The sequence below is a fragment of the Pseudomonas sp. TE12234 genome (assembly GCF_054061835.1).
On the sequence record NZ_JBSSEP010000002.1, the window covers coordinates 185,594 to 211,793 of the forward strand.

Below are 26,200 nucleotides of genomic sequence, written 5' to 3' on the forward strand. Positions count from 1 at the left end.
GGAATAGAGTGGTTTAGGGATAGGAGCGCAGTTTACTGGCAGTTTGACCATAGTGCGATGGGATCGATCCATGAGTGTGGCCGATGTTTTCAAACCTCGCTCAGTCAATGGCTTCCAGACGCAGGGCATCCCCCAGCAGGCCCAGTGCTCCGGCGAGGTCATGCTCGCTGGCAAAGGTATGACTCAGCCGCAGATGTTGAGCATGCAATCCCTGGAGGCTGAACAGCTCGCCTGGCGCGATCACCACCTGATGTTTGAGCAGGCGCTGAAACACCCGACGCACATCGACGCGGCGCAGCGAACTCACCCAGATGGTCGAGCCGCCCTGAGGCTCGACGAAGTGCAGTGCATCGCCCAGTCGTTCTTGCAGCAACTGGGTCATCAGCGCCTTGCTGTCCTTGAGCCGGCGCCGCAGCACCTGCAAGTGATGGTCGATTCGACCGTTGCTGTACAGGCGCGCAATGGCTTTCTGGCGAATCGGTGAAAGGCGGAAGGCGCGCAACAGAAAGTGCCGCTGCAATTCGGCTCCCAGGTGACGTGAGAGCAGATAACCGAAGGGCGCCTCCGGGCCGATGATTTTTTCGAAGGAGGAAAACACGATCAGTCGTTCGGCCGGCAGCAGATCGCGAAAATGCAGACCTTCAGGCTCGAACCCCAGCTCGCCGTAACAATCGTTTTCCAGCACCTGGCAGTCATGGCGCGCCAACAACTGCGCAACGGCCTGGCGATTATGGTCGGGCGCCCGGCTGCCCCGGGGCATGTTCACCCCGGAGGACACCATGACCAGTCTTACCGGCTCGGTTTCAAGCAGCGCTTCGAGGTGTTCGAGATTCAGCGCTCCGTTGGCCAGCAGCGGCCATTCGATGACTCGCACGTCGGCATCCTGCAACAGGCGCAGCAAGGCGCAGTCACACGGCGACTCGACCACCACCGTCGCGCCCCTGAGCGACAACACGGTGATCAGTATTTCCAAAACACCCCGCAGATCAGCACCAATGTAGACCTCATCGGCATGCCAGCAGCGCACCGGCGAAGAGGTATAACGCGCAGCCAGTGCGGTACGCAGTTCCAGTTCGCCGCACGGTTGTGAAGACGCTTGCGGCTGGCGCGGATACTGCCGCAGCAACTCCCTTTCCAGTAGCAACAGGGGGCTGTCGAGTGGCTGCAGCAAAGCGGGCTCATCGGCGCTCAGGTTCAGCGTGCCGGGGCGCCGCGCGTGGCTGTAGACCATTTCCAACAGGTCGCTGCCACTGTAGAGGGTACTGATGGAAGGCACCGGCGTAGCGTAATAGCCGGACTTGGCCAATGAATAGACGCGCCCTTCCTTCTCCAGCAGCGAGTAAGCGTATTGAATGGTCGAGATCGATACGTTCAGACGCTGCGCCAATTGGCGCAACGATGGCAGGCGCACGCGTGCATCAGTGGCATGCTCGCTGATCAGGCTGGTCAGATAGCGGTACACCGCCTGATAAGCAAAGTCGGTTTCGCGCGGACCTTTCATGGGCAAAAGCCTGTTTCAAAGCGTTTGAAGCTCACCTTCAGCGACCTGCCGACCATTCACCCGAGAGTGGGGCGTCGTCAGGTCCTTCAATGGCCTGCGCATCGGTGTCCGCCCACTCTGCTGCCCCGCCCCCTTGACTGGACACCGGCGCCATGCGGTAAAGCTTGCCGATCAGGCTGACAGGCAAGCCGCTGACGTCGATCATCCATTGCATGATCTGCTCGGCGACCGGCTGGCCCTGCATGGCCCGGTGCAGATCAGGCAAGGCCACGAGCATGCCTGGATGGCACTGGCGCAGGAAGTGCTCAAGCCTGGCGCCATTCTCGGTGAAGGGCGCAAACAACAGGCACACCAGTTGCGCCTCGCTCAAACCAAGACTGAGTTGAGCCTCGGCCGCCGCTTGCGCGCGTAATTCGTCCAGCGCCGCCGGGTTGCCGAACGCCTCCACCGCTTGCTCGCACAGGCGTTCCGGCAGTTGTCGGCGATGCATCATCACCAAGGTGCGTTGCAGGTATCGGGCGACGCCTGCCTCGTAGGTCTGACCCTGCACGTAGCAGGCTTGCAAGCCTTCAATATGCGCGGCAATGCCCGGGCTGGCGTACTCGTAGTCGTTGAGTTGCCTCGTCAACGTGTCCGCCTTGAAACCAAGAAACTCCGACAACAACGGCCAACGTTCTTCCAGATTACCGACCAATATGTCGTGAATACTGATGAATGTGCTGCGCCGGCAAGCTTCAAACTGCTCGGCCGGACGCCAGGGCACCTGGCCGTGTTCGCCATAAAACGCCTGGTAGCAGTCACTTCCCAGCTCGTCGAGTCGCGCGAACAGGCAGCCGAACTCGGAATCGGGGTGGCTCGTCAATCCGATGCCGGCCTTGGTCGCCGCGCGGTTCAATCCCTCGATGAACTGCTTCTGCTGGCGTGGTGAGTCGCCGCTGATCAAGGCGTCGACACCGTGGTTCCAGCGGGCGATTTGTCCATAGAACTCGCCTGTGGCCAGATAACCGTCATCCCAGAGTTCGAGCGGCTCGTCCGAGGTGCGGCGATGGCCGATCATCAACAGGTTCATCCGGTTGGACTCGCGACCGGCCTTCGATATGGGCGCGGCAGGGTCGAAGGGCAGGACTTCGCGGTTTTCGACCATCAACAGTTCAACCCTCGGGTCGTCATGGACGAACAACGCGCTGTAAGTGCGGTCGATGTTATCCAGGGCCGCTGAACTGGTGCTGTTCAAGCGCAACGTCGCCACCCGCAACTGGAATGTCGCCGGCGCCCGCGTGGCGATGGTCAGCTGTGCCGCACGCAGTAACGCCAGGGTGTAGCAACAGTCGCGGGAACCGGACTGGATAGCCAGTACCTTGTAGCTGCCCATTTGCTCCATGCCTCCGGCAGCCACCGCCAGGCGCTGGATCAATAATTGCAATGCGGTGCGTTCGGCACGGGAAAAGAAACTCAGTAAGCGTTGCAATACTTGTTGATAGACATTGTTCATGGCTTGTTCATGGATGTTGGTCATCTTTATTTACCTGATGCTTATAAGTCCGAAGCCGCGCAAATAACTGCGCGCACAGCGCAAGGGGTTGCCTGGAGATGAGTGAATTATCGGGAATGATAGCCAAATGCTAACACTTAAGTTTTCAAGCCAATATGCAGAAGGTTGGGTCGTTGCCAACGCGGCGAACGCCCTCTGCATTGACGAAAAGCCCTGCTGGCAAGGCTTCATCCGTTGGCGCTCGACATGCTAGGAAATGTCCGACAGCGTCCCACAGACGTTTATTACAAGAAATAAAGAAAGAAGTTGCCCCCGAATGTTCGGCAACCCTGTAACCGTGCAGTGTTTTTTTAATTAGTGGCAATGCTGTGCATCGAAAAGTATCGATCGGATACTTGGCCATGACTCATTCCTTGAGATGAAAGTAATCATTCAATTATCAAGGCTTAGATGCTGATTAGAAGCTACAGATAGACAGCAAAAACCAGTTCAGTTGCTGAACCGGCCCATTGGCAGGCCAATGGGGGGTGTCATGTCGGAAAGTGCTGAAGGCAAAAAGTCCGTGAAGGCACGGACTTTTGCGGGAGCGTCAGGCCGGTTCGACCTGCAGGGCGACTCGTTCGCGGCATGGGCATTCGTCCATGTAGCGATGTGCCTCGACCACCTCGGTAAACGGGAAGACCCGAGTCTTGAGCGGCAGCAGAACACGGTCCGCGGTCAATTGGTTGATGTCACGCAAGGCACGTTGCAGTGCGACCTGGTCCTGGATGATGCCCAGTTCCGGCTTGCCGGTGAAGTTGCCGATGCAGTGTACAAAGAACTGAATGTTCTTCTGAAACGCCGCGCAAGCCGGGAACGGTGTCTGGTTGCCACCTTGCAGACCGTACAGCACCAGGCTGCCCCGAGGCGCCAGGACATCGCCAAGCAGCGACATCTGCGGACCACCGAGACCATCGAACACGACATCGACACCACGATTGTCAGTGATCTTGTTGACCCGAATCAGCAGGTCTTCTTCTTCGGTGACGATGACTTTCTCGGCACCCAGCGACAGCAGGTTTTCACGTTCTTCCGCGCTCTTGGTGGCAGCGATCACTCGCACGCCCAAGGCTTTGCCCAACTGTACAAAGGAAGGGCCGGCACAGTGACTGGCGTCGGTCACCAGGGCAAATTGTCCGGGTTTGACCCGTGCCAGATCGACGTAAGCGAAATAGGCGATCAACAGCGGCGTGTAATGCACGCTGGCTTCAATCGGGCTGAGCACGTCGGGGTAGCGGGTCAGCGATGTGCGCGGCAGCACAATCAGATCACCGTAGACCGGATAGTCGTTCGGGCTCTGGGCGGGGAAGCTGGCGACCTTGTCACCCACGGCCAGGTCATCGACACCTTCGCCGACGGCGGTCACGATACCGGCCATTTCCTGGCCAATACCGGAAGGCAGGCGAGCGTGGGACGAGGCCAGGTTCTGACGCCACAGCGTGTCATACCAGCTGATGCCAATGGCTTCGACGCGCACCTGCACTTCGCCCGGTGCAGGCAGAGCCGTCGCATGCTCTTCGCATTTGAGCACCTCGGCTGGACCAAACTTGTGAAAACGGATCGTGCGGGACATCGCAAACCTCGCCAAATAAACCTCTAATGCCTTGAACTCTAGCTGGGCTTTTAACCCAAGACTATCAGTGGCTATTAATAGTCGACATGCCTGTCATTGATTCCGCAGCAGCGGCAACATTGTCAAATGTCGTGAGAAACCGAAGCCGCATTTGTAGGAAAACTGAATTACTCGGTGCAGAGTACCAGCCTTTCCCCGTAATATTCTCGCTGGCCATTGTTCTCATATGGCCGCTCACGTCAAGTTTGCTGACTCTGCCAGGACTCCAGATGAATCGTAATGACCTGCGTCGTGTCGACCTGAACCTGTTAATCGTATTCGAAACATTGATGCACGAGCGCAGTGTGACTCGCGCTGCGGAGAAGCTGTTCCTTGGCCAGCCGGCCATCAGCGCCGCGCTCTCGCGTCTTCGCGGGCTGTTTGATGATCCGTTGTTTGTGCGCACCGGCCGCAGCATGGAGCCTTCCGCCCGGGCCGTGGAAATCTTCGCCCTGCTCTCACCGGCGCTGGATTCAATTTCCACAGCGGTCAGCCGTGCGGCCGATTTCGATCCGGCCACCAGCACCGCAGTGTTTCGCATCGGGCTGTCGGACGATGTCGAATTCGCCCTGCTGCCGATGCTGCTCAAACGCCTGCGTGCCGAATCGCCGGGGATCGTCCTGGTGGTGCGCCGGGTCAACTACATCCTGATGCCGGGGTTGCTGGCATCCGGCGAAATTTCCATCGGTGTCAGCTACACCACCGACCTGCCCGCGAATGCCAAGCGTAAAGTGTTGCGCCGCAGTCAGCCCAAACTGCTGCGTGCCGACACCGTGCCGGGGCCGCTGAGCCTGGATGATTATTGTGCGCGTCCCCATGCGCTGGTCTCGTTCGCCGGCGACCTCAGCGGTTTTATCGATGAGGAGCTGGAAAAGCTCGGGCGCAAACGTCACGTGGTGCTCGCCGTCCCGCAATTCAACGGCTTGAGCACCCTCCTCGCCGGCACCGATATTGTCGCCACCGTGCCGGACTATACGGCCGACGCACTGACCGCTGCCGGCGGCGTGCGCGCGGAAGACCCGCCGCTGCCGGTGCGCAGCTTCGAGTTGCACATGGCCTGGCGCGGGTCGCAGGACAATGATCCGGGTGAGCGCTGGTTGCGCTCGCGGATTCAGATGTTCTTTGGCGACCCTGAGAGTCTTTGATTCAAGCCGTCACACACTTAAACGCCGGATGACCGGGCACTCACAACGGCCCGCAAAAGAGCTGCAGGCAATGCTGCTGAGCCAGATGGGTGGCGACCAGCAAGGTACGCCAACCCTCAAGGCCATATGACAGCACCTGCCACAGCCACAGCCACAGCCACAGCCACAGGTAGCTGAGTTGAAACACCACCCAGGTCAATCCTGGCTATCCACGGCGGTCAAGCATGGCGATTATCCGTACTGTCCATGATACGACGGGCTTTGGCGACCGTGTCTGCGGCCAGGCGTCCTTGCTCCACCAGTACCTGCGGAGCCGTCAGGCAGATCGCCTGGCTGTCCACCTCGAAGTAACGCCGCAGGGCGCGCCGGGTGTCTGAACAGCCGAAGCCATCCGTGCCCAGCACCTTGAACGGCGCACTCACATAGGGAGAGATGAGTTGGGCTCCCGCGTTGTCGCAAGTTGTGGTTACGCGAGGTGTTCCTTGAACCAGTCCAGCGCGGCAGCACTGGATTGATCGAATCTGGTGATATACGGATCGAAGTGGCCGCCGGGAATCGTCACGAGGCGCTTCGGCACAAGGGCGCGTTCGTAGGCGGCCAGCTCAAGATCGGTCAGCGTGATCGCGTCCTGCAGCGCGACGATCATCAGCAGCGGCGTGGGGGACACGCGCGCAATCCACGTGCCCGGTTCGTACATGCGCGCAGCGCGCGTCGAGCGCACCGTGACGCTGTTCTCCCAGGCGCCGTCGGGTAGGGGCTGCAGATAGAACTCGATGGCTTCCTTGGTACGGTACGAAGCTGGGACGGCCGGATCGGCGCTGACGATTGCCTGTCTACGCGGCGGCTCGCCGCGGGCTTGCGCGCGCTCGTCCGCCGTGAAGGCATCCTCGATGGCGGCGACAGCATCGGGCGGAATGCGGCGCAGTCCTTGCTCGAAGCCGCTGATCGTCGGCACCTGCGCGACGACCGCACGCAAGCGGCGTTCGGTTGCGCCAAGCACGAGTGCGTGACCGCCGGAATAGCTCGTGCCCCATAAGCCGATGCGCGTCGCGTCGACGGCGTCCTGGTCTTCGAGGAAGCTGATCGCACGCCGCCAATCAGCGATCTGACACCATGGGTCGATATCCTGGCGCGGCGTGCCTTCGCTGGCGCCGAAGTTGCGGTGATCGTGCAGGAGGACGACAAAGCCGTTGGAGGCAAATTTCTCAGCGAATGGCTCCAGGCCGTGCTCCTTCACGCCGGCATAACCATGCGCCATCGTGATGGCAGGATAGGGGGCGGTGCCGCCGGTGGGAATATAGAGCCAGCCGCGCAGCGTGACGCCGCCCTCGGCTTCGAACGCGATATCGATACGTCGAAACATGGAAGTTCTCCTTGTAGAAAGAGGTCAGGCGGCGCCGTAAACCCTATGCGCAGCGGCAGTTCATGCCTTCCACCCTTTTGCCTCGGTCACTCGATGCGAGGTCAATTGCCTGGTCGCTCAAGCGTGAAGAGCTGCTCCGCGCCGATTTCGAAATAGTCGGTCGGCCCACCTCCGCGCAGGATCGGGCACCTACAGTGCCTCCGGCCCGGTGCGCGTGCGCAACACCATGGTCGAAGTGATGGCTGCATTCATCCCGATCCCCGTCCAGAACATGGTGTCGGATCGGAGCCAGATGAGCCCCACTCCTGAGAAACGAACGAGACATTCGTTTCGAGTCAATTCTGCTGCGCCGTTTCTAAAGAACGGGGGCGGCTTTCGTATTTCTTACTTGTTTACCCAAGGCATGGAGAGGTCAATGTCAGAGACCAGCTTGCCACCGCCAAAGCTCATGCTCTCCAAGGGAACGGCATACATGATCAGGCTGATATCGTCCTGACTGACGCCCGCCTTTTCTACCGCGTAACGGGTGACCAACTCCGCGAGCTTGCGTTTTTGCTCCACTGTTCTGCTCGTGCCTATCGTTACCGTTACGACCATGCGCTTGTCAGATCTCTTCATGTCAGGAAAAGTCGGATGGATGAAAAGCTCATCGTCCTTGTGCTCACTGATGATGACGAAACGGTCATCCTTGGGCGTATCCATGGCTTCATGAAGAGCGAGATTCAAGGCATCCGCCAGCGCGCGTCTCTCTTCGCTAGAGAATTTTTGGGCCGGAATGTGGGCGTGGAATATTGGCATGAGTGTTTCCTCGGTGGTGTTGTTCAGGTCAAATGAGGCGATGAAGTGCGCTTCGATGTATGCGCTGCCTCAGCGGCCTCGACAACCCTAGCTTTCATATCCCGGAGGAACCGAGAAAATCTCCGCCTCTGGTGGCGGCATGTCAGCAGCGCCGTTTGGGTAGAGTGCCTGTGCCGCCGCCACCGTATTAAGAGACTCGCGAAGCAACTTGATTTTGCCGCCCTCGACAACGAGGTATCCCGTGAACAAGTGATGGATGAGACGTCCGGTCGACGCCGCGCGCGCTTCCGCCAGATATTCGGCGTACACCTGATCCTTCGTGTCGATCAGCACCGTGGTATTTTCGGGTTTGAAGCTGAAGCCGGGATAAAGGTTGCCGCCGACAAAATCATAGAGCTTCGCAATGGCTTCGCGCCCCTGATGGCGGGTCGGAATACCGAGCGAATGGAGGAATGGGAGTTCCAGCACGCCGTCCTCGGCGAACAGCTCAGCACATTTCTTGCCGTCGGGGACAACGGCAAGCAGGTCTAACAGCAATGTTTTTGCATCAGTCATGGTCACTTTCCTCAGGAAAAATTGGCGGCCGCCGCCAGGGGCGGCGCAGTAGGATCAGTTCGGAAAGCTATCGCCAAACATCGGGAGCCCACTTTTCGAACCGTCGCGCGTGGCCTCGTCTTGGATAACATCCCAGTGTTCGGCGAGCTGGCCGTTTTCGATGCGAACTATGTCGACCACGATCCAGTTTGTCGGGGCGCCGAATCCTGAGAAGCGGCTATGAAGTACGACATAATCGCCCGAGGCCACGGCCAGCCCATTTTCGTAGCGAAACTCGGCGGGCGCTGCCTTGACGAGATCAAACAGGCCTTCGCGACCGGGCGCGATATAGGCACTGTGCTGGATATAGTCGGGCGACCAGAAGCGTTCGGCCGCGGCATAGTCGCGCTTGTTGAACAGCGTATCAAACGCTTCCAACACGAAATTCCTGTTTCTCTCTTCGGTGCTCATTGGTTTGTCCTCTCTTCGTTATCTGTTGGGTTGAGGGGAGAGTAGGCGGATTAAATTTCGCCATCTCCCACGGCTGTGTGGTGGGGTATGTTGGTCCGTACAACTGTAATGATCTTCAGCGAAACGCCAGCTCATCGTGCTATGTCGCTGTTATCGTCATTTCGGCCATACGCAGCACCGAATTGCCTCTGTCACCCGTGTTGAAAAGCGCAGATGTTCGATTCTCTTACCACTTGCAACGTGCAAGTGGTTGAATAATATTTGCTCTACTTGCATAATGCAAGTAGAAATTCAAGGGGAATAGCAGTGCAACAGACAAGACGATCGGGCTGCCCGATCAACCTGACGCTTGAGCAGATCGGCGACCGCTGGAGCCTGATCGTTATCCGCGATGTTATGTTTGAGAACAGACGCAGTTATGGCGCGCTGCTGGAGCAAAACCAGGAAGGCATCGCCACGAACATCCTCGCAAGTCGGCTGAAGCACTTGACCGCGTCTGGCCTGCTGACACGATGTCCGGATCCGAAACATCAGCAGAAAGGAATTTACAGCCTCACGGAAGCGGCAATACAGCTTGTACCTCTGCTCGCACATATGGCTGCCTGGGGCGTTCGGCATACGCATCCGAGCAAGGAAGCGTCTTTGCGCGCGGGGGTGCTGGAAAAGGGCGGCCCTTCACTTTGGAGTGCCTTGATGGATGAGCTACGTTATCTGCATCTCGGTGCACCTCGTCCAGTGCGCTCAGTATTGGGCGAACTCCGGGTCGACGACGAGCAAGCAATCGCTACTTAGCACCAATCTTTGGCGTCATGACATCCACCATGGGGTGCAACGTGTTGGCGCTGATGCGAATTTGACCCAGGGGGGGGTCAAAATCGCATCAGCGCCAACATCGAGAGCACCAAGACGATGATCGATCGGGTTGAAGCGCAGTTCGACATCAAGCCGCAACGCCTCATCGGCGATACCGCGTACGGTACAGCGCCGATGTTGGCCTGGATGGTGGAGGAAAATGACATCGAACCTCACGTGCCGATGCGGGACAAATCCGAGGCCAAGCAATCCAACCTAATATGGAGATCCACTGAGAGCCATCCGAATCCAACTGGATCTCTGTCAGAAAATCGCCAGTCGCGATCGCTCGCACACCCGGTTCAAGTGGGGGCAACATTGGGGGCGTATTTGAAATTTTTCTGCCTGAAAATGTTGTTCTAGAGCCTAGTCAAAATGTTCTTTGGCGATCCGGATAGTCTGTAACGGAAGTCCACCCGGCTCAAAACAACTGCTTAATGACAGAAGGTTAACGGCATATACCGGACCTCAAGAAGGCCTATGACGAACCGATGGTCGCCGGCGTTCAGCCAGAAGATAAAAACGCAGAGCCATTGGCACGCGCGAACCCGCAATCACCCTCCGGGGCACGTGCCATCTGGCTGCCCAAGCGCTTCGGGCACTTCTCTATCGAGATCCTGGTAGACAAGGTGTCTGGAGGCATTTGTCGAGACTGCATTTGCCTGGGAGATGCTGCGGTGAACGTCTGATTTCGGACAATCCGGTGCGCCCGGATCGACCTCGGTATCTACCGCCACATCACCCACAGCTGTCGATCATGTGTTGGACGGTGATTGTGGAGTATCGGGATTGAGTTGCTGGCGTCTGAATTGTCCAGGTGGCTGGCCATGTATCTGGCGAAAGCGTCGGGAGAAATAAGCCTCGTCAGCGAAGCCGCACAACCTCGCCACCTCCCCCACCGGTCGTGTTCCATTGAGCAGATAATTGCGCGCCGCGTGCATCCTGCGCTCGAGCACCAGCTCAGTGAAGGTCTTTCCGATTTCCTTGCGCAACCAGTGCGTCAGATAGGTCGGAGACAGGTAAGTCGCAGCAGCCACCTTGATCAGGTTGAGATCGGGGTCGGCGATGTTCTTGCGCAAGTATTCCGACATCCTGCTCAGCGCATTGCGTCGGCTGACTTCGGCGGCATTCTCTTCGGCCAACCGTTTGAGCGGCTCGGCATACAAGGCACAAACACTCCCCACCAGTTGCAGCAACAACCCCTTGAGCATCTCACGAGTGCCAAACTGACGGTTCTCATCCAGGACTCGCATCTGTTCGATCAGGGCACAGACTTTGTTGAAGTCCTCATCGGCCAGAATGAAATCCAGATGTTCCTGGAAACGGAACGGTGACAACTCCGGGGCCAGCAAAATCGAGACTTCCTCCAGATCCATCGGGTCGCACTGCAAATGCGGCAGCAGGAAGGTCTGGGAGAAATTGATCACCATGAAATTGCTGTCGGCCGGATGCGGAATCACGTGCACGCGATGAGGCAGGATGAAGGCCAGTGTATTGCGTGGAAACGGACGTTCGACGTTGCCGATGTGCTGCACCGTATCTCCACCGAGGTTGACCTGGATCTGAAAGTACTCGTGACGATGCGGACTGGTTTCGGCTCGCCGTCCCTTTTTGTCGCGGATGTAGAAATCCGTCAATTCGCTGCGTTGCTGCATGACGTAGGTGGGTACTCGACTCGGTGACGACATTTCCTGAGGATCCTCGACAGGTAAGTGGACAGGTTGTCGTCGCGTCGCGATGCAGGCGGCGACTGCGGTGATTGTGAAGGCAGACACCGCTGGCTTCAACACGTCATAGGATGACAACAGAATACAGGGAATTAATTGTATCTGTGAGTGATGTGTCGTCCGTCCAAAAAGCCATGAGCACACACAAAATATTAATTATTTAAAAAACAATACCTTATGAAGCATATGAGGCAGAACTGTGGAAATGAGCTGATTTGATTTTTCTTGGACACCTGCATTAATCGATGTTTTCAGGAGAACAAACGATCTAACGCCTCCATTGATTTAGAGAGGTTGTACGACCACTGTGACAGGCAATGCAGCCCGACCCTTCCAAAAACAATCAAAAGGTGCGCACGTGATGAGCTTGTTTTTTTCCCTCGCCAACCCTCCCCCGACCGAGTCTGTCCGAAGGCGTATCTGAGCGCCTGACAGCAGCTGTCCGCGCCTCTCATTCAAGTAGCGATTGCTCTGCCCCGACACTGGAGGCACCGGCTTCGGCTGCGCGCGAACATCTCGATTCTTCTAACAATAAAAAGGTCTACTCATGTCGAACTCGCAAACATCCCCGTCCACCGCGCCGTCGGTGAGCGCTGGCGCCCGTGACGCCCTGTTGCCTCAGCGACTGCCAACGCGTCGGCGCTGGTTCATGCTGTCATTGCTGCTGATTGCGACCATCATCAACTACATCGACCGCGTAAACATCTCGATTGCCGCGCCGTTCATGGCCAAGGACCTGGGCCTGGACAAGATCGAAATGGGCCTGATCTTTTCCGCGTTTGCCTGGACCTACGCACTCGCCCTGGTGCCTGCCGGGTTCATTGCCGATCGCTTCGGTTCCCGATTCACTTACGGGGTGTCGCTGATCAGTTGGTCGACGGTCACCGTGTGCCAAGGCTTTGCCACAGGATTCGCTTCGCTGTTCGGGCTGCGCCTGGCCGTCGGTGCCATGGAAGCTCCAGCGTTTCCGGCCAACAGCCGTGCGGTGACGGTATGGTTCCCGGCCCGCGAACGGGGCCTGGCCAGCAGCATTTACGTGTGCGGCCAATATCTGGGCACGGCTCTGTTTACCGGCGCACTGTTATGGCTGGCCACGACCTATGACTGGCGCCATGTGTTCTACAGCACCGGGATACTCGGCATTGTGTTCGGCGTGATCTGGCTCTACGTGTACCGCGATCCGCTGAGCTGCAAGAACGTCAGCCAGGAAGAACTGAAGTACATCGAAGCCGGGGGTGGACTGGTCAAGAGCAGTCAGGAGCGCACCCGGTTCAACTGGAGGCAGATCGCCGAGCTGTTCAGCTATCGGCAAATCTGGGCGATTTGCATCGGCAAGTTCGCCAGCACCTCAGCGTTGTACTTCTTCCTGACCTGGTTCCCGACGTACCTGATCGAAGAACGCAAGCTGACCATGATCAAGGCCGGGATCTTCGCGGTGCTGCCGTTCGTGGGTGCAACGGTCGGCATTCTGCTGGCCGGCATCGTCTCCGACTTGCTGATACGCCGTGGTTACTCAATGTCCTTCGCTCGCAAGTTGCCATTGGTGGTCGGATCGATGCTGGGTATGTCGATTGTGCTGGTGAATTTCACCGACTCGAACGTGATCTGCATTGCCGTGCTGACCATAGCCTTCTTCGCTCAGGGAATCGCTTCGTCGTCGTGGGCGGCCGTATCGGAAGTTGCGCCCAAGGAACTGATCGGCCTGACCGGCGGGGTCACCAGCCTGGCCGCCAATATCGGCGGGATCGTCACCCCGATCGTGATTGGCGGCATCGTCCACGCGACAGGTTCGTTTGCCTACGCCTTCTGGTTCATTGGTGGCGTGGCGTTGATGGGCACCTTGTCTTATTCATTGCTGCTCGGTCGCCTGTATCGCATCGAACTCAAGGCGCGCTGAGCCAGGAAACCGTTTTTCTCCAACACGAGGCGGCTTTCGTCCAACTTTGCAAAAGATTGCCGCCGTACGCTGACGCTTCAAACAGGACGACTACAAAAATGATGATGACCGAGTATGTGTTTACCCCGGATCTGCCCGTGACCTTGCCGGTTGCCGGCAGCCAGCAGCGCTTTCCCATTGGCCGGGTATTTTGCGTCGGCCGCAACTACCCTTGGCCAGACACCCAGGGCCAGTCCCGCCAGCCGCCAGTGTTCTTCATGAAACCGGCGAGCAACGTGGTGGATGCGGCGGGTGAAGTGACTTTCCCGCCATTGACCGAAGAGTTCGTCCACGAAATCGAATTGGTCGTGGCCATCGGTGAAGGCGGCGCCAATATCCCGGAGAGTCAGGCGTTGGCCTATGTCTGGGGCTATGCCGTCGGTCTTGATCTGACCCGTCGTGACGTCCAGCGCGCGGCCAAAAGCAATGGTTTGCCGTGGGAGGGTGCCAAGGTGTTCGACGGCGCCGCGCCGATGACCGCCATCGTGCCAGTGACTCGCGCCGGACACCCGGACGGCGATTTGTGGCTGAACGTCAACGGCCAAGAGCGCCAGCGCGACAGCCTCGACAGCCAGATCTGGTCGGTCAGTGAAATCATCAGCCGCATCTCGCAATCGGTAGCGCTCCGGGCCGGTGACTTGATCATGACCGGCAGCCCGGCAGGCGTCGATCTGCTGCAACCAGGCGACGTCATCAATGCCGGGATCGACGGCATCGGCCAACTTGAAATGCATGTCGGTCAGCGACCTTGAACCCGGCACACGCCCTCGCGAATCGAGAATGGAGATAACAACATGAACAGTCCTTTGAAAGTGGCTCTGGTCACCGGCGCCGGTAGCGGAATCGGCCGCGCCGTGGCCCTGGCGCTGATGGCAGACGGATTCACCCTGGTATTGGCCGGACGCCGGCCAGAGCCATTGCAGGCATTGGTCGAACGGGCACAGAGCGAGGGACACGACGCGTTGGCGGTGCCCACTGACGTGCGCGACCCGGCCAGTGTCGATGCACTGTTTGCCACCATCACCGAGGTATACGGACGCCTCGATGTGGTGTTCAACAACGCCGGGGTCAACGCTCCTGCGGTGCCGTTGGATGAGCTGACGTTCGAACAGTGGCGGAACGTGATCGACACCAACCTCAATGGCGTATTCCTCTGCGCCCGCGGTGCCTTCGGGCTGATGCGCCGGCAACAGCCACAGGGCGGACGCATCATCAATAACGGCTCGATCTCGGCACATACCCCACGCCCCTTCAGCAGCGCCTACACCGCCAGCAAACACGCGGTGCTGGGGCTGACCAAATCCCTGGCCCTGGACGGCCGGGAATTCAACATCGCCTGCAGCCAGATCGACATCGGCAACGCCCTGACCGACATGTCGGTGCGCATGACCAAAGGCGTGCGCCAGGCCAACGGCACCATCGCCGTGGAGCCGATGGTGGACGTCAAGCATGTGGCCGATGCCGTGCGCTACATCGCCGGTCTGCCGCTGGAGGCGAACGTCCTGAACATGACCGTCATGGCCAGCGCCATGCCGTTTGCCGGTCGTGGTTAAACCGGCCTTTTTATTCCGCTACGCGAGGTTTACATGAAGCCAGAAGTCTTGCAGCTCAGCCCGATCCTGATCCCTGAAATCAACGCGCGGCTCGATGAGCTGTTTACCGTCAGACGCTACTTCCAACAGACCGACAAGCAGGCTTACTTGCAGGAACACGGGGCGAACATTCGCGGCGTGATCACCGGCGGCCATACTGGCATCAGCCAGGCACTGATGGCGCAGTTACCCAAACTGGAAGTGGTGGCGGTCAATGGCGTCGGCACCGATGCGGTAGACCTGGCTTACGCCAGGGATCGCGGGATCCGCGTAACCGCGACCATTGGCGCACTGACCGAAGACGTCGCCGACCTGGCCATCGGATTGTTGATTGCCGTATGCCGGGGTCTGTGCACCAGTGATCGTTATGTGCGTTCGGGGCAATGGCCCCATAGCCCGACACCGTTGGCCCCGTTGCCGTTGGCGCGTCAAGTGTCGGGCATGCGCATAGGGATCGTCGGCATGGGCCGGGTCGGCCGTGCAGTGGCGACCCGGGCCGCGGCGTTCGGCTGCCCGATCAGTTACACCGATCTGCAGCCGATGAACGATGTGAACCACACTTTCATTGCCGATCTGAAGCAACTGGCCAGCAACAGTGATGCGCTGATTCTCGCGGCCGCTGCCGACAAGGCTGAAGCCATCATCAATGCCGAGGTGTTGCAGGCGCTGGGCAAGGACGGGTATCTGATCAACGTGGCGCGCGGCAAGCTGGTCAACGAGGTCGATCTGGTGGCGGCGCTGGTCGCTGGTGAGATCGCCGGTGCGGCGCTGGATGTGTTTGTCGATGAACCGAACGTCCCCGAGACATTGTTCGGCAACGAGAAAGTGGTACTGCAGCCCCATCGCGCGAGTGCGACGCTGCAGACCCGCACGCGAATGGGAGAGATGGTGGTGGCGAGCCTGGTGGACAGTTTCGCCGGGAGAATACCGCAGGGTTCCGTGACTGACTGAAGCCTGGCCACCGAGGGGACGTTGCGCTCCCTCGGTGGCTCGGTGTCAGATAAACAGATCGACGCCCGACTGCTGCCGATTCAGGTTGGGCGGCACACTGAAAACCATCCGCAACCCTCTTGGTCTCTGTCAGAAATCGCCATTCGCAATCGCTCGCACAGGCGGGGCATGCGGCGGCATCGACAGATTTTTCCGACCTCAAAACACCGTCCTGGAGCCCTGTCAAAATGTTCTTTGGCGATCCGGATAGTCTGGCTTGAATGCTTTGTGAAGGCATCTGAGACCTTCGCTAGCAAGCCAGCGCCTACGATAACCCTGCCGATCACCATTCATGTGAACGACGCCAATTCTGCAGGCGCTGGCTTGCCAGCGATCGGCGCGACCCGGTGCCAGGCCAGACTGTTGCGTTTGTGGCAACACAGAATTGCCATCAACCGAATTGATCGGTACCTGACTTGAAGCGCAGGCTAGAGAGCTGACCGAGGCTCTCCTATCATTCCGAATGATAGTTATCTTCGCCCCGTTCGATTCGTCCGCTCCAGACCTGCCGCGCATCATTCGCCAATCTCAATACATTGGCGGATGCATCCATGGAACAGTCACTCAAACATTTGCGCTTCCCATTGGCCCTGTTGGCCGTCGTGGTGATGAGCGCCTGCGGCAAGGCTCCGCAAACTGCCGCCGCCCCACCCGCTGCCAAGGTCAGCGTGGCCAAGGTGCTGGAGCAACCCGTCAACGAGTGGGACGAATTCACCGGTCGCCTGGAAGCGCCGGAAACCGTCGAGATTCGTCCACGGGTTTCCGGTCAGATCGACGAAGTGGCTTTTACCGAAGGCGCTCTGGTGAAGAAAGGCGACCTGCTGTTCCAGATCGACCCTCGTCCATTCCAGGCAGAGGTCCGCCGCCTCGAAGCGCTGGTCGCCCAGGCCCGCGCCAATGCCACCCGCAGCGAAAACGAAGCCCAGCGTGGTGAGCGCCTGCGCACCAGCAACGCGATTTCCGCCGAACTGGCCGATTCGCGCACCAGCGCCGCTCAAGAAGCCCGCGCCGCCGTCGGTGCGCTTCAAGCGCAACTGGACCTGGCCAAACTGAACCTGAGTTTCACCCGCGTCACCGCGCCCATCAGCGGTCGTGTCAGCCGTGCGGAAATCACCGCCGGCAACCTGGTGACCGCCGATACCACGCCACTGACCAGCGTCGTTTCCACCGACAAGGTCTACGCCTACTTCGACGCTGACGAGCGCGTGTTCCTCAAGTACACCCAGCTCGCCCGCCAGGGCAAACGCGGCGCCACCACCCCGGTCTACATGGGCTTGTCAAACGAAGACGGCAACCCGCACCTGGGCCAGATGAACTTCGTCGACAACCAGGTCAACCCGAAAACCGGCACCATCCGTGGTCGCGCCGTCTTCGACAACAGCGACGGCAGCTACACCCCGGGCCTTTATGCACGGCTGAAGCTGGTTGGCAGCGGCACCTACAACGCCATGCTGATCAACGATGAAGCGGTCGGCACCGACCTGGGCAAGAAGTTCGTGCTGGTGATGGACGCCGACAACAAAACGGCCTACCGCGCAGTCGAGCTGGGTCCGAAGATCGAAGGCTTGCGCATCGTGCGCAACGGCCTGAACAAGGACGACACCATCATCGTCAAGGGCCTGCAGCGGGTACGACCTGGTTCGCCAGTCACCCCTGAAGTGATCCCGATGGCCAGCGAGCAAACCCTCGCGGCCCTGGCACAACAACGTCAAGCGCTGGAAGCCAGCAACCTGCCTCAAATCGCGCCTGCCAAGGTCGCGCCGGGTACGGCTGTGAAGCTGGCTGCTGCGACTCCACGCGGTTAAGGGATAACGACTCCGATGAATTTTTCCCAATTCTTCATTTCACGGCCGATCTTCGCCGCAGTGCTGTCGCTGCTGATCCTGATCGCCGGTGCCATCTCGCTGTTCCAGTTGCCGATCAGCGAATACCCGGAAGTGGTGCCGCCGACCGTTGTGGTCCGCGCCAACTTCCCCGGTGCCAACCCCAAGGTCATTGGTGAAACCGTGGCCGCTCCGCTGGAGCAAGCGATCACCGGCGTCGAGAACATGTTGTACATGTCCTCGCAGTCGACCGCCGACGGCAAGATCACCCTGACCATCACCTTCGCCCTGGGTACCGACCTGGACAACGCGCAGGTGCAGGTGCAGAACCGCGTGACCCGGACCGAACCGAAACTGCCCGAAGAAGTGACGCGCATCGGTATCACCGTGGACAAGGCGTCGCCCGACCTGACCATGGTCGTGCACTTGACCTCGCCGGACAAACGCTACGACATGCTTTACCTGTCCAACTACGCCTTGCTCAACATCAAGGATGAGCTGGCGCGTCTGGGCGGTGTCGGTGATGTGCAATTGTTCGGCATGGGCGACTACTCGCTGCGGGTCTGGCTCGATCCGAACAAGACCGCTTCGCGCAACCTGACCGCTACCGATGTGGTTACCGCGATCCGCGAACAGAACCGTCAGGTCGCCGCCGGTGCACTGGGTGCCCCGCCTGCACCGAACGCCACCGCGTTCCAGCTGTCGGTCAACACCCAGGGTCGCCTGGTGTCCGAAGAAGAGTTCGAGAACATCATCATTCGCTCCGGCGAGAACGGTGAAATCACGCGCCTGAAAGACATTGCGCGCGTCGAGCTGGGCTCCAGCCAGTACGCCTTGCGTTCGCAACTCAACAACCAGCCGGCGGTGGCGATCCCGATCTTCCAGCGTCCGGGCTCCAACGCCATCGAGATCTCCAACGAAGTGCGCGACAAGATGGCGGAGCTGAAGAAAAGCTTCCCGGAAGGCATGGACTTCAGCATCGTCTATGACCCGACGATCTTCGTGCGCGGCTCCATCGAAGCAGTGGTTCACACCCTGTTCGAAGCGCTGATCCTCGTGGTGCTGGTGGTGATCCTGTTCCTGCAAACCTGGCGCGCCTCGATCATTCCTCTGGTGGCGGTGCCGGTGTCGCTGATCGGTACGTTCGCCGTGATGCACCTGTTCGGCTTCTCGTTGAACGCCCTGTCGCTGTTCGGCCTGGTACTGGCGATCGGTATCGTGGTGGACGACGCGATCGTGGTGGTGGAGAACGTCGAGCGCAATATCGAACTGGGACTCAACCCGGTCGAAGCGACCAAACGCGCCATGCGTGAAGTGACCGGGCCGATCATCGCCACGGCGCTGGTACTGTGTGCAGTGTTTATCCCGGCGGCCTTCATTTCCGGGTTGACCGGCCAGTTCTACAAGCAGTTCGCCCTGACCATTGCGATTTCCACGGTGATCTCGGCCTTCAACTCGCTGACCCTGTCGCCGGCATTGGCCGCCGTATTGCTCAAAGGTCACGATGCGCCGAAAGACCGCTTCTCCAGACTCCTGGACAAGGTGTTCGGTGGCTGGCTGTTCCGCCCCTTCAACCGCTTCTTTGAAAAGGCCAGCCATGGCTATGTCGGCACCGTTGGCCGCGTGATCCGCAGCAGTGGCATCGCCCTGCTGCTGTACGCCGGCCTGATGGTCCTGACGTTCTTCGGTTTCTCCAGCACCCCGACCGGTTTCGTCCCGGCGCAGGACAAGCAATACCTGGTGGCGTTTGCCCAGTTGCCGGACGCCGCCAGCCTGGATCGCACCGATGCAGTGATCCAGCAGATGTCCGAGATTGCCCTCAAGCAACCCGGCGTCGCCAACTCGGTGGCCTTCCCGGGCCTGTCGATCAACGGTTTCACCAACAGCCCCAACGCCGGCATCGTGTTCACCCCGCTCAAGCCGTTTGACGAGCGCAAGGACCCAAGCGAATCGGCGGGCGCCATCGCGGCCGCGCTGAACGCCAAGTTCGCCGACATCCAGGGTGCCTACATTGCGATCTTCCCGCCGCCGCCGGTACAGGGCCTGGGCACGATCGGTGGTTTCCGCCTGCAAATCGAAGACCGGGGCAACCTGGGCTACGACGAGCTGTACAAGCAAACCATGAACATCATTGCCAAGAGCCACAGCGTTCCGGAACTGGCCAACCTGTTCACCAGCTACACCGTGAACGTGCCGCAGGTCGATGCTGCCATCGACCGGGAAAAAGCCAAGACCCACGGCGTGGCCGTCAGCGACATCTTCGACACCCTGCAGATCTACCTGGGTTCGCTGTATGCCAACGACTTCAACCGCTTTGGTCGTACCTATCAGGTCAACGTTCAGGCCGAGCAGCAGTTCCGTCTTGAACCGGATCAGATCGGCCAGCTGAAAGTACGCAACAACAAGGGCGAAATGATCCCGCTGGCGACCTTCATCAAGGTCAGCGACACCTCGGGCCCGGACCGCGTGATGCACTACAACGGCTTCATCACCGCTGAAATCAACGGTGCGGCAGCCCCCGGCTACAGCTCTGGCCAGGCCCAGAAAGCCATCGAGAAACTGCTCAAGGATGAACTTCCAAACGGCATGACCTACGAATGGACCGACCTGACCTACCAGCAGATTCTGTCCGGCAACACCGCGCTGTTCGTGTTCCCGCTCTGCGTACTGCTGGCGTTCCTGGTGCTCGCGGCGCAATACGAAAGCTGGAGCCTGCCACTGGCGGTGATCCTGATCGTACCGATGACCCTGCTGTCGGCCATCACCGGGGTGATTGTGTCCGGTGGCGACAACAACATCTTTACCCAGATCGGTTTGATCGTACTGGTGGGCCTGGCGTGCAAGAACGCGATCCTGATCGTCGAGTTTGCCAAGGATAAACAGCTGGAAGGTCTCAACCCACTGGCCGCGGTACTGGAAGCCTGCCGCCTGCGTCTGCGGCCGATCCTGATGACCTCCTTCGCGTTCATCATGGGTGTGGTGCCACTGGTGTTCTCCAGCGGTGCCGGTGCCGAAATGCGTCATGCCATGGGTGTGGCAGTGTTCTCCGGGATGCTCGGGGTGACCTTCTTCGGTCTGTTGCTGACACCGGTGTTCTACGTACTGATTCGCAACTTTGTCGAGCGCGGTGAAGCGCGCAAAGCGGCCAAGGCCCTCAAACTTGAGTCGCAACTGGAGTCGCATTAATGAGCCTGAAAGCCTTCCTGCCGAGTCTCCTGGTACTGGCGCTGAGCGCCTGTGCCGTGGGCCCGGACTACAAGACCCCGGCCACCGAGGCGGCCCATATCACCACCGCCACCGATGGCGCGGCCGGTCAGAAGAACTTCGACCGTTCCCGTTTCGAAGGCATCTGGTGGCAGCAGTTCGAGGACCCGACCCTCAACCAGTTGGTGACCGAGTCCCTGAAAGGCAACCGCGACTTGCGCGTCGCCTTCGCCCGCTGGAAAGCGGCGCGGGCGATACGCGATGACATCAGCAATGACGCCATGCCGACCATCACCAGCCGGGTCAGCAGTGACCTGGCCAAGGGGCAGATTCCCGGCCAGACCACCAATCGGGTCAACAGCGAACGCTATGACCTGGGCCTGGACATGGCGTGGGAGATCGACCTGTTTGGCCGCATCCAGCGCAACCTGGAATCGGCCAACGCCGAGCAACAAGCGGTCGAGGCCGATCTGTATCAACTGCAAGTCACCATGATTGCCGAACTGGTGGATTCTTACGGCCAGCTGCGCGGCGCGCAGCTGCGGGAAAAAATCGCCCTGGCCAACCTGGAGAACCAGCAGGAGTCGCGCAAGATCACCATCAGCCTGCGTGATGCCGGCGTGGGCGATCAGCTCGACGTGGAACGCGCCGACGCACGGTTGGCGTCGGTCGAAGCCAGCGTGCCGCAATTGCAGGCCGAACAGGTTCGGCAGAAAAACCGCATCGCCACCCTGCTGGGTCAACGCCCGGACAAGTTGAGCGTCGACCTGAGCCCCAAGGAATTGCCGGCCATTGCCAAGGCATTGCCCATTGGTGATCCGGGCGAACTGCTGCAACGTCGCCCGGACATTCGCAGCGCCGAACGCAAACTGGCTTCGGCCACGGCGCGCATCGGCGTGGCCAAGGCTGATCTGTTCCCGCGGGTCAGCCTCAGCGGCTTCCTTGGTTTCACCGCCGGGCGAGGTTCGCAGATCGGTTCCTCGGCGGCCAACGCCTGGGCGCTTGGCCCGAGCATCACTTGGGCGGCGTTCGATCTGGGCAGCGTCAAGGCCCGATTGCGCGGTGCCGACGCCGACGCCGAAGGCGCCCTGGCGAGCTACGAGCAACAAGTCTTGCTGGCCCTGGAAGAATCGGAGAACGCCTTCAGCGATTACGGCAAACGCCAACAACGGTTGATTTCGCTGATTCGCCAGAGCGAATCGAGCCGTTCCGCTGCCGACCTCGCCGAGATCCGCTACCGCGAAGGCACCGCCGATTTCCTGGTGTTGCTCGATGCCCAGCGTGAGCGTCTGGCGGCCGAAGACACCCAGGCCCAGGCCGAAGTCGACCTGTACCGCGGCATCGTCGCGATCTACAAGGCACTCGGCGGTGGCTGGCAGCCGGAAACGGTCGCCAGCAAGTAACCTTTTTCAAGCGCTCCTTTGGTTGGCCGCAACCAACCAATTCCTTTGCCCTGCGTCTCATTCGGTCGCGGGGCTTTTTTTTGGTTCTTCAGTTAATCCCGGGGAACTCGGATGGAAGAATCCCGGTAAGCGCCTGGCGTTTATTACCTGCTGCGGAACCTGTGTGGGTGCGGGCTTGTCGGGTCGCCGCATCGCAGCGATGACGTCAGCAAATCCAGCATCAAGGGTGACTGACTGATTGCTATCGCGAGCAGGCTCGCTCCCACCGGGTCCGAATATGTCCGCGAAGTTAGCGGTCCCCTTGAGATTTGTGATTTTCCTCGATGGTAACGGTGGCCGTGGTCCCGGCGCGCAGCTTGTCTTTGCCGGCGTAGCCCTCATCGATCCTGATCCGCACGGGTACCCTTTGCGCCAGCTTGACCCAGGTGTAGCTGGGGTTGATGTTGGCCAGTAGCCGCCCACCGGGCAGGTTTTCCCGGTCGGCGATCGCGAAGGCAATGCTCTGCACAGTGCCGCCGAACTTTTCACCGCTCATCAATTCAATGTCGACCCGGTCGCCCTCGGCGATGCGCGGCAACTTGGTTTCCTCGAAGTAGCCGCTGACATAGAAGCTGTCGCTGTCCACCAGTGCCAACAACGGACCGCCCACCGCTGCATAGTCACCCTCGCGGGTCAGCAGGTTGGTGACGTAGCCACTGACTGGCGATTCGACCCGCGTGCGCTTCAAGTCCAGTTCGGCCTGGGTCAATGCCGCAATCGCCAGTTGCACGTTGGCCTGCGCCAGCCCCAGGTTGGCCTGGTTACGCAGCAAGTCAGCCTGCGCCACCGCGACTTCGGTGTTGGACTTCTCCCACTCCTCACCGGAAATCGCCGAGCGCTCCTTGAGGGTTCGCCGCCGCCGCTCTTCGCTCTGGCGCTGGTGTAGCAACGCCTCGCTGGAGACGATGGTCGCTTCAGACTGGCCCAGCGATGCTTTCGCCACCTCCACCGAGCGTCTGGCGTGTTCAACTGCCAGGGAATAGCGCGCCGGATCGATTTCCAGCAACAACTGGCCCTTGTCCACATGCTGGTTGTCCTGCACGCCGAGACTGACGATGCGCCCCGAGACATCGGCGGACAGGGTCACCACATCGGCACGCACCCTGGCGTCCCGGGTCCAGGGGGCGCGGGTGTAATGCTCCCAGGCAAACCAGCCGAGAACGAACGCCAACACGACCACGGCCACGGTCGTCAAGTGTGAAAGGATCTTCTTCAAGGCGTCAGGCTCCCATCAGCAAAATCAGCGTCGCACACACGCAGGCGTACAACGCACCCTCGAACAACGCTTCATGCCAGACAAAGCGCAGCACCCCCAGGCGCCGCAGCACCCAGTCCAGCGCGAGGAAAATCGGCAGGCCCAGCAGCAGCGCCTGGGCGATGGGCGGCAGGTAGACACCGCCTATTTCCAGATCAATGGGCAAGTGCAGGTACTCCTTGTGGGATGACCGGTTCAAAGTGACGGCGATGGCGCTCCAGGAATGACACCACGATCAGCAGCGCCACGCGCATGCGAAACACCGACCACAGGTGTTCATGGACGCTGGAGTGCAGGGTGTCGAGTTCATCGCCCAAGGAGTGCAGGCTGGCGATCACGCGATCCGCCCGAATGCCGGCGCGCCCGGCGACCAGCCTCCCGGTTTCACGCACCGTGGCGAACAGCTGGCTTTGCAGCGCCGGCGTCAGCAACGCGTTGCCCTGCCCCTGTTGGCGCAGCTGGTTCAGGGCGATACCCAAAGCCATGCAGCCGAGGCTGACCTCAAACAGGTCCCGCGATGCCTGGTCGTCGGCCGCCGGCAGCAATCCCAGCATCATAGTCAGGCGATCCACCATGCGACTCTCGAAGGCAAACTGGTTTTCATCGGTGGCCGGGACTTTCAGCAAGGCGTACACCTGCTCGCAGTTCTCCTTGAACAACCGGCGCATCCGCAATACCGGCCGGAACGGAAAGATCAGCGCGTAGACACTCAATCCCAGTACCGTTGCGCAGGTGTAGGCACCGGCGAACTCGAACCACTGGATGGCGGTATTTTGTCCAAGCCCCACATTCAACGGGCCCAGCAGCAGAAATGTCGTCAACCCCAACCCCATACCGGTGCCGGTGGTCGGCGGACTGGACAGCCCCACGGCGACCGCGTAAAGCAAGGGCGTCAGCAGCAACGCGAGCATCTCGAAGTTACTGATCATCGGCACGAACAGGAACTGCAGCAGCGCCGACGCCAGCAACGCGAGGCCAAACCCTCGGGCATAGCTTTGAACGACCAGCAGCGGCCGTGGAAACGTCGACATCAGCGAACAGAGAATACCCAGCAGCACCATGCCCGCCCGCGCCCCGTCCCAGCCGGTTTCGATCCAGATCAGGCCAGCCACCAATAGCGCGGTGAATGCGCGGATGGCATTCATGGTCGCCAGGGTAAAGTCCAGATGCAGTGGATTCTCCTGCCCGCGAAAGACGCTGCTGGCGGGCCGCCCGCTCTGGATGGCATCGCTGAGCTCCAGTACCTGTTCCAGTTGCTGCAGCATCCGCGCCTGTTCCCAGCGCAGTGACCAGGCCAGCGAGCGCAAGGTGGCCGGCATGCTCTCGGTCATTTGTTCGGCCCTGTAGGCCAGTTCGTCGAAGCGTTGGCGCAACGTAGTGAAAGGGTGGCGTTTTTCGCTGGACAGCGAGCGTCCCTGTTGAGCCAATTCATCGAGAAAGGCCAGTTCCTCCTCGCGTAGCCGCTGGATTTCCTCGGGCAACTCCCCTTCCCAACGTTCTGTCAGCAATTGCCGCTGGTGACGCAAGGCGGTCAGCCGCGCCGTCAGCAACACCAACTGATTGCCCAGCAATTGCACCAGCCCGTTGGCGCTGCGCAGGCGAGGCGCGTCGAAGTACAGATGCCGGCGCACGCCCTCCAGGGCGCTGATCTGACCCAGCAGTTGCATTTGCCGGCGTTGAAAGTCCGCCTCGCTTTCCTCGGTGCGGATGACCGCACTGGCATGGGTCGCCAGCAGTTTGGTGATTTGATCGATTTTGGCGAAGTAATCCCGGGCCACGGCTTCAGGGCGCGCGGTGAGCAGGCTGACCACGCACACACAGGCAACAGCCAACAAGGTTTCGGTGACTCGGGTGACCGCCAGCAGAAACGTGCCGTCCTGATCCGGTATCGCCAGCAGCGCAATGACCACGGCGGTGTAGCCACTGAGGACGAACGCCTGGGAGCTGGTGTAGCGCAACAAAGTGCCGCCGGCGGTACAGAACGCGAGCCATAAGGCCAGGGTGGCAATGAAAGGCAGGGGCGCCTGGGGAAAGATCGCCATGGTGGCCACCGCCACCACCGCGCCCATGGTCGTACCGATGACCTGGCCAAAACTACGGGCCAGCACCATACCGCCCAATGGCTGACTGATGATGACCACGGCCATGACCGACCACTTGGGCTGATCAAGGTCGAACAGAAAGGCCAGGTACAGCGTCAGCAGCCCCGCGGCGATGGTTCTCAAGGCAAACAGCAGCACCCCGGGACCGGGGTTGAGTATCGCCTTGAAGTATTGGAGAAGCGCTTGCATTGCCACGCCCGCTGACCGTTGTCCAGCAAGCTTAGTCACAGCTGCGCGGGCTCGACAGCTTTCCGAACCAACGCGATCCGCTGTTTTCCAGGTCAGTCAGGGTTTGACTCGGAGCCTCGCCTGACCGAAGCTG

The 26,200-nt window shown here is 59.9% G+C and carries 23 protein-coding genes and 2 pseudogenes; 11 read left to right on the forward strand and 14 right to left on the reverse strand.

What is annotated here, in order from left to right; all coding sequences use genetic code 11:
* Nucleotides 1-100: 100 nt before the first annotated feature.
* The 4 genes from ACVWYU_RS04470 to ACVWYU_RS04485 all read right to left on the reverse strand — a co-directional run bounded on the left by ACVWYU_RS04470 (nucleotide 101) and on the right by ACVWYU_RS04485 (nucleotide 4,605).
* On the reverse strand, nucleotides 101-1,501 hold the full coding sequence (locus ACVWYU_RS04470; protein ID WP_248914887.1) for an aminotransferase-like domain-containing protein: 1,401 nt from the start codon (nucleotides 1,499-1,501) through the stop codon (nucleotides 101-103).
* Nucleotides 1,502-1,538: 37 nt separating this feature from the next.
* The gene (locus ACVWYU_RS04475) at nucleotides 1,539-3,017 is read right to left on the reverse strand and encodes a hypothetical protein (RefSeq protein WP_457372028.1); all 1,479 of its coding nucleotides are present in this window, start codon (nucleotides 3,015-3,017) and stop codon (nucleotides 1,539-1,541) included.
* A 121-nt stretch (nucleotides 3,018-3,138) separates the two neighbouring features.
* Nucleotides 3,139-3,396, reverse strand: a complete 258-nt coding sequence (locus ACVWYU_RS04480; RefSeq protein WP_457372029.1) for a hypothetical protein — start codon at nucleotides 3,394-3,396, stop codon at nucleotides 3,139-3,141.
* Between the two features lie 186 nt (nucleotides 3,397-3,582).
* A complete protein-coding gene (locus tag ACVWYU_RS04485; RefSeq protein WP_090321486.1) occupies nucleotides 3,583-4,605 on the reverse strand; it encodes a zinc-dependent alcohol dehydrogenase family protein in 1,023 nt (340 codons plus the stop codon).
* Nucleotides 4,606-4,874: 269 nt separating this feature from the next.
* Here ACVWYU_RS04485 and ACVWYU_RS04490 point away from each other — a divergent pair, with 269 nt between their 5' ends.
* Nucleotides 4,875-5,789 (forward strand): LysR family transcriptional regulator, encoded by a 915-nt coding sequence (locus ACVWYU_RS04490; protein ID WP_457372030.1) that lies wholly within the window; start codon nucleotides 4,875-4,877, stop codon nucleotides 5,787-5,789.
* 40 nt (nucleotides 5,790-5,829) lie between these two features.
* On the opposite strand, the gene ACVWYU_RS04495 is transcribed toward ACVWYU_RS04490, so the two are convergent.
* From ACVWYU_RS04495 to ACVWYU_RS04520, 6 genes are all read right to left on the reverse strand, one after another.
* Complete coding sequence (locus ACVWYU_RS04495; protein ID WP_457372031.1) at nucleotides 5,830-5,976, reverse strand: hypothetical protein; 147 nt, start codon at nucleotides 5,974-5,976, stop codon at nucleotides 5,830-5,832.
* Nucleotides 5,977-6,007: 31 nt separating this feature from the next.
* The gene (locus ACVWYU_RS04500; protein WP_457372032.1) at nucleotides 6,008-6,211 is read right to left on the reverse strand and encodes a hypothetical protein; all 204 of its coding nucleotides are present in this window, start codon (nucleotides 6,209-6,211) and stop codon (nucleotides 6,008-6,010) included.
* 44 nt (nucleotides 6,212-6,255) lie between these two features.
* Complete coding sequence (locus ACVWYU_RS04505) at nucleotides 6,256-7,152, reverse strand: alpha/beta hydrolase (protein ID WP_457372033.1); 897 nt, start codon at nucleotides 7,150-7,152, stop codon at nucleotides 6,256-6,258.
* A 384-nt stretch (nucleotides 7,153-7,536) separates the two neighbouring features.
* A complete protein-coding gene (locus tag ACVWYU_RS04510) occupies nucleotides 7,537-7,950 on the reverse strand; it encodes a tautomerase family protein (RefSeq protein WP_457372034.1) in 414 nt (137 codons plus the stop codon).
* An 87-nt stretch (nucleotides 7,951-8,037) separates the two neighbouring features.
* Nucleotides 8,038-8,505 (reverse strand): nuclear transport factor 2 family protein, encoded by a 468-nt coding sequence (locus ACVWYU_RS04515; RefSeq protein WP_457372035.1) that lies wholly within the window; start codon nucleotides 8,503-8,505, stop codon nucleotides 8,038-8,040.
* A gap of 54 nt (nucleotides 8,506-8,559) precedes the next feature.
* Nucleotides 8,560-8,955 (reverse strand): nuclear transport factor 2 family protein, encoded by a 396-nt coding sequence (locus tag ACVWYU_RS04520; RefSeq protein ID WP_457372036.1) that lies wholly within the window; start codon nucleotides 8,953-8,955, stop codon nucleotides 8,560-8,562.
* Between the two features lie 306 nt (nucleotides 8,956-9,261).
* Here ACVWYU_RS04520 and ACVWYU_RS04525 point away from each other — a divergent pair, with 306 nt between their 5' ends.
* From ACVWYU_RS04525 to ACVWYU_RS04535, 3 genes and pseudogenes are all read left to right on the forward strand, one after another.
* Nucleotides 9,262-9,747 carry a winged helix-turn-helix transcriptional regulator gene (locus tag ACVWYU_RS04525; RefSeq protein WP_457372037.1) on the forward strand — a complete coding sequence of 162 codons (486 nt, stop codon included), beginning with the start codon at nucleotides 9,262-9,264 and terminating at the stop codon, nucleotides 9,745-9,747.
* A gap of 90 nt (nucleotides 9,748-9,837) precedes the next feature.
* A pseudogene (locus tag ACVWYU_RS04530) lies at nucleotides 9,838-10,026 on the forward strand (IS5/IS1182 family transposase); the annotation flags it as partial.
* 242 nt (nucleotides 10,027-10,268) lie between these two features.
* Nucleotides 10,269-10,488: pseudogene (locus ACVWYU_RS04535) on the forward strand (VOC family protein); the annotation flags it as partial.
* 74 nt (nucleotides 10,489-10,562) lie between these two features.
* Here ACVWYU_RS04535 and ACVWYU_RS04540 read toward each other — a convergent pair.
* Complete coding sequence (locus tag ACVWYU_RS04540) at nucleotides 10,563-11,495, reverse strand: helix-turn-helix transcriptional regulator (protein ID WP_090321482.1); 933 nt, start codon at nucleotides 11,493-11,495, stop codon at nucleotides 10,563-10,565.
* Between the two features lie 586 nt (nucleotides 11,496-12,081).
* Here ACVWYU_RS04540 and ACVWYU_RS04545 point away from each other — a divergent pair.
* The 7 genes from ACVWYU_RS04545 (at nucleotide 12,082) to ACVWYU_RS04575 (ending at nucleotide 22,482) form a co-directional block, all read left to right on the forward strand.
* Complete coding sequence (locus tag ACVWYU_RS04545; protein WP_457372038.1) at nucleotides 12,082-13,431, forward strand: MFS transporter; 1,350 nt, start codon at nucleotides 12,082-12,084, stop codon at nucleotides 13,429-13,431.
* 98 nt (nucleotides 13,432-13,529) lie between these two features.
* Nucleotides 13,530-14,222 carry a fumarylacetoacetate hydrolase family protein gene (locus ACVWYU_RS04550; RefSeq protein WP_457372039.1) on the forward strand — a complete coding sequence of 231 codons (693 nt, stop codon included), beginning with the start codon at nucleotides 13,530-13,532 and terminating at the stop codon, nucleotides 14,220-14,222.
* 42 nt (nucleotides 14,223-14,264) lie between these two features.
* Nucleotides 14,265-15,023, forward strand: coding sequence for an SDR family oxidoreductase (locus ACVWYU_RS04555; protein WP_457372040.1), 759 nt, complete (start codon nucleotides 14,265-14,267; stop codon nucleotides 15,021-15,023).
* Between the two features lie 33 nt (nucleotides 15,024-15,056).
* Nucleotides 15,057-16,013: a 2-hydroxyacid dehydrogenase gene (locus tag ACVWYU_RS04560; protein ID WP_457372041.1), complete on the forward strand. Its 957-nt coding sequence runs from the start codon at nucleotides 15,057-15,059 to the stop codon at nucleotides 16,011-16,013.
* Nucleotides 16,014-16,603: 590 nt separating this feature from the next.
* Nucleotides 16,604-17,857 carry a multidrug efflux RND transporter periplasmic adaptor subunit MexE gene (mexE, locus tag ACVWYU_RS04565; RefSeq protein ID WP_457372042.1) on the forward strand — a complete coding sequence of 418 codons (1,254 nt, stop codon included), beginning with the start codon at nucleotides 16,604-16,606 and terminating at the stop codon, nucleotides 17,855-17,857.
* Between the two features lie 15 nt (nucleotides 17,858-17,872).
* Nucleotides 17,873-21,061 carry an efflux RND transporter permease subunit gene (locus ACVWYU_RS04570; protein WP_090321465.1) on the forward strand — a complete coding sequence of 1,063 codons (3,189 nt, stop codon included), beginning with the start codon at nucleotides 17,873-17,875 and terminating at the stop codon, nucleotides 21,059-21,061.
* On the forward strand, nucleotides 21,061-22,482 hold the full coding sequence (locus ACVWYU_RS04575; protein ID WP_457372043.1) for an efflux transporter outer membrane subunit: 1,422 nt from the start codon (nucleotides 21,061-21,063) through the stop codon (nucleotides 22,480-22,482). Before ACVWYU_RS04570 ends, ACVWYU_RS04575 begins: the two co-directional genes overlap by 1 nt.
* Before the next feature lie 289 nt (nucleotides 22,483-22,771).
* Here ACVWYU_RS04575 and ACVWYU_RS04580 read toward each other — a convergent pair whose 3' ends face one another.
* Genes ACVWYU_RS04580 through ACVWYU_RS04590 form a run of 3 tightly spaced genes read right to left on the reverse strand, consistent with a single transcriptional unit; the run spans nucleotide 22,772 to nucleotide 26,067 of the window.
* Nucleotides 22,772-23,737 (reverse strand): HlyD family secretion protein, encoded by a 966-nt coding sequence (locus ACVWYU_RS04580; RefSeq protein ID WP_457372044.1) that lies wholly within the window; start codon nucleotides 23,735-23,737, stop codon nucleotides 22,772-22,774.
* A 4-nt stretch (nucleotides 23,738-23,741) separates the two neighbouring features.
* Complete coding sequence (locus ACVWYU_RS04585; protein ID WP_047528674.1) at nucleotides 23,742-23,942, reverse strand: DUF1656 domain-containing protein; 201 nt, start codon at nucleotides 23,940-23,942, stop codon at nucleotides 23,742-23,744.
* Nucleotides 23,932-26,067, reverse strand: a complete 2,136-nt coding sequence (locus ACVWYU_RS04590; RefSeq protein ID WP_457372045.1) for an FUSC family protein — start codon at nucleotides 26,065-26,067, stop codon at nucleotides 23,932-23,934. The genes ACVWYU_RS04585 and ACVWYU_RS04590 overlap by 11 nt, the downstream gene beginning before the upstream one ends.
* Nucleotides 26,068-26,200: the final 133 nt, after the last annotated feature.

Excerpts from the sequence above, each read along its gene's own strand:
- ACVWYU_RS04470 (WP_248914887.1), bottom strand. The coding sequence starts at position 1,501 with ATGAAAGGTCCGCGCGAAACCGACTTTGCTTATCAGGCGGTGTACCGC.
- ACVWYU_RS04475 (WP_457372028.1), bottom strand. The coding sequence starts at position 3,017 with ATGACCAACATCCATGAACAAGCCATGAACAATGTCTATCAACAAGTA.
- ACVWYU_RS04480 (WP_457372029.1), bottom strand. The coding sequence starts at position 3,396 with ATGGCCAAGTATCCGATCGATACTTTTCGATGCACAGCATTGCCACTA.
- ACVWYU_RS04485 (WP_090321486.1), bottom strand. The coding sequence starts at position 4,605 with ATGTCCCGCACGATCCGTTTTCACAAGTTTGGTCCAGCCGAGGTGCTC.
- ACVWYU_RS04490 (WP_457372030.1), top strand. The coding sequence starts at position 4,875 with ATGAATCGTAATGACCTGCGTCGTGTCGACCTGAACCTGTTAATCGTA.
- ACVWYU_RS04505 (WP_457372033.1), bottom strand. The coding sequence starts at position 7,152 with ATGTTTCGACGTATCGATATCGCGTTCGAAGCCGAGGGCGGCGTCACG.
- ACVWYU_RS04510 (WP_457372034.1), bottom strand. The coding sequence starts at position 7,950 with ATGCCAATATTCCACGCCCACATTCCGGCCCAAAAATTCTCTAGCGAA.
- ACVWYU_RS04515 (WP_457372035.1), bottom strand. The coding sequence starts at position 8,505 with ATGACTGATGCAAAAACATTGCTGTTAGACCTGCTTGCCGTTGTCCCC.
- ACVWYU_RS04520 (WP_457372036.1), bottom strand. The coding sequence starts at position 8,955 with ATGAGCACCGAAGAGAGAAACAGGAATTTCGTGTTGGAAGCGTTTGAT.
- ACVWYU_RS04540 (WP_090321482.1), bottom strand. The coding sequence starts at position 11,495 with ATGTCGTCACCGAGTCGAGTACCCACCTACGTCATGCAGCAACGCAGC.
- ACVWYU_RS04545 (WP_457372038.1), top strand. The coding sequence starts at position 12,082 with ATGTCGAACTCGCAAACATCCCCGTCCACCGCGCCGTCGGTGAGCGCT.
- ACVWYU_RS04550 (WP_457372039.1), top strand. The coding sequence starts at position 13,530 with ATGATGATGACCGAGTATGTGTTTACCCCGGATCTGCCCGTGACCTTG.
- ACVWYU_RS04555 (WP_457372040.1), top strand. The coding sequence starts at position 14,265 with ATGAACAGTCCTTTGAAAGTGGCTCTGGTCACCGGCGCCGGTAGCGGA.
- ACVWYU_RS04560 (WP_457372041.1), top strand. The coding sequence starts at position 15,057 with ATGAAGCCAGAAGTCTTGCAGCTCAGCCCGATCCTGATCCCTGAAATC.
- mexE (WP_457372042.1), top strand. The coding sequence starts at position 16,604 with ATGGAACAGTCACTCAAACATTTGCGCTTCCCATTGGCCCTGTTGGCC.
- ACVWYU_RS04570 (WP_090321465.1), top strand. The coding sequence starts at position 17,873 with ATGAATTTTTCCCAATTCTTCATTTCACGGCCGATCTTCGCCGCAGTG.
- ACVWYU_RS04575 (WP_457372043.1), top strand. The coding sequence starts at position 21,061 with ATGAGCCTGAAAGCCTTCCTGCCGAGTCTCCTGGTACTGGCGCTGAGC.
- ACVWYU_RS04590 (WP_457372045.1), bottom strand. The coding sequence starts at position 26,067 with ATGCAAGCGCTTCTCCAATACTTCAAGGCGATACTCAACCCCGGTCCC.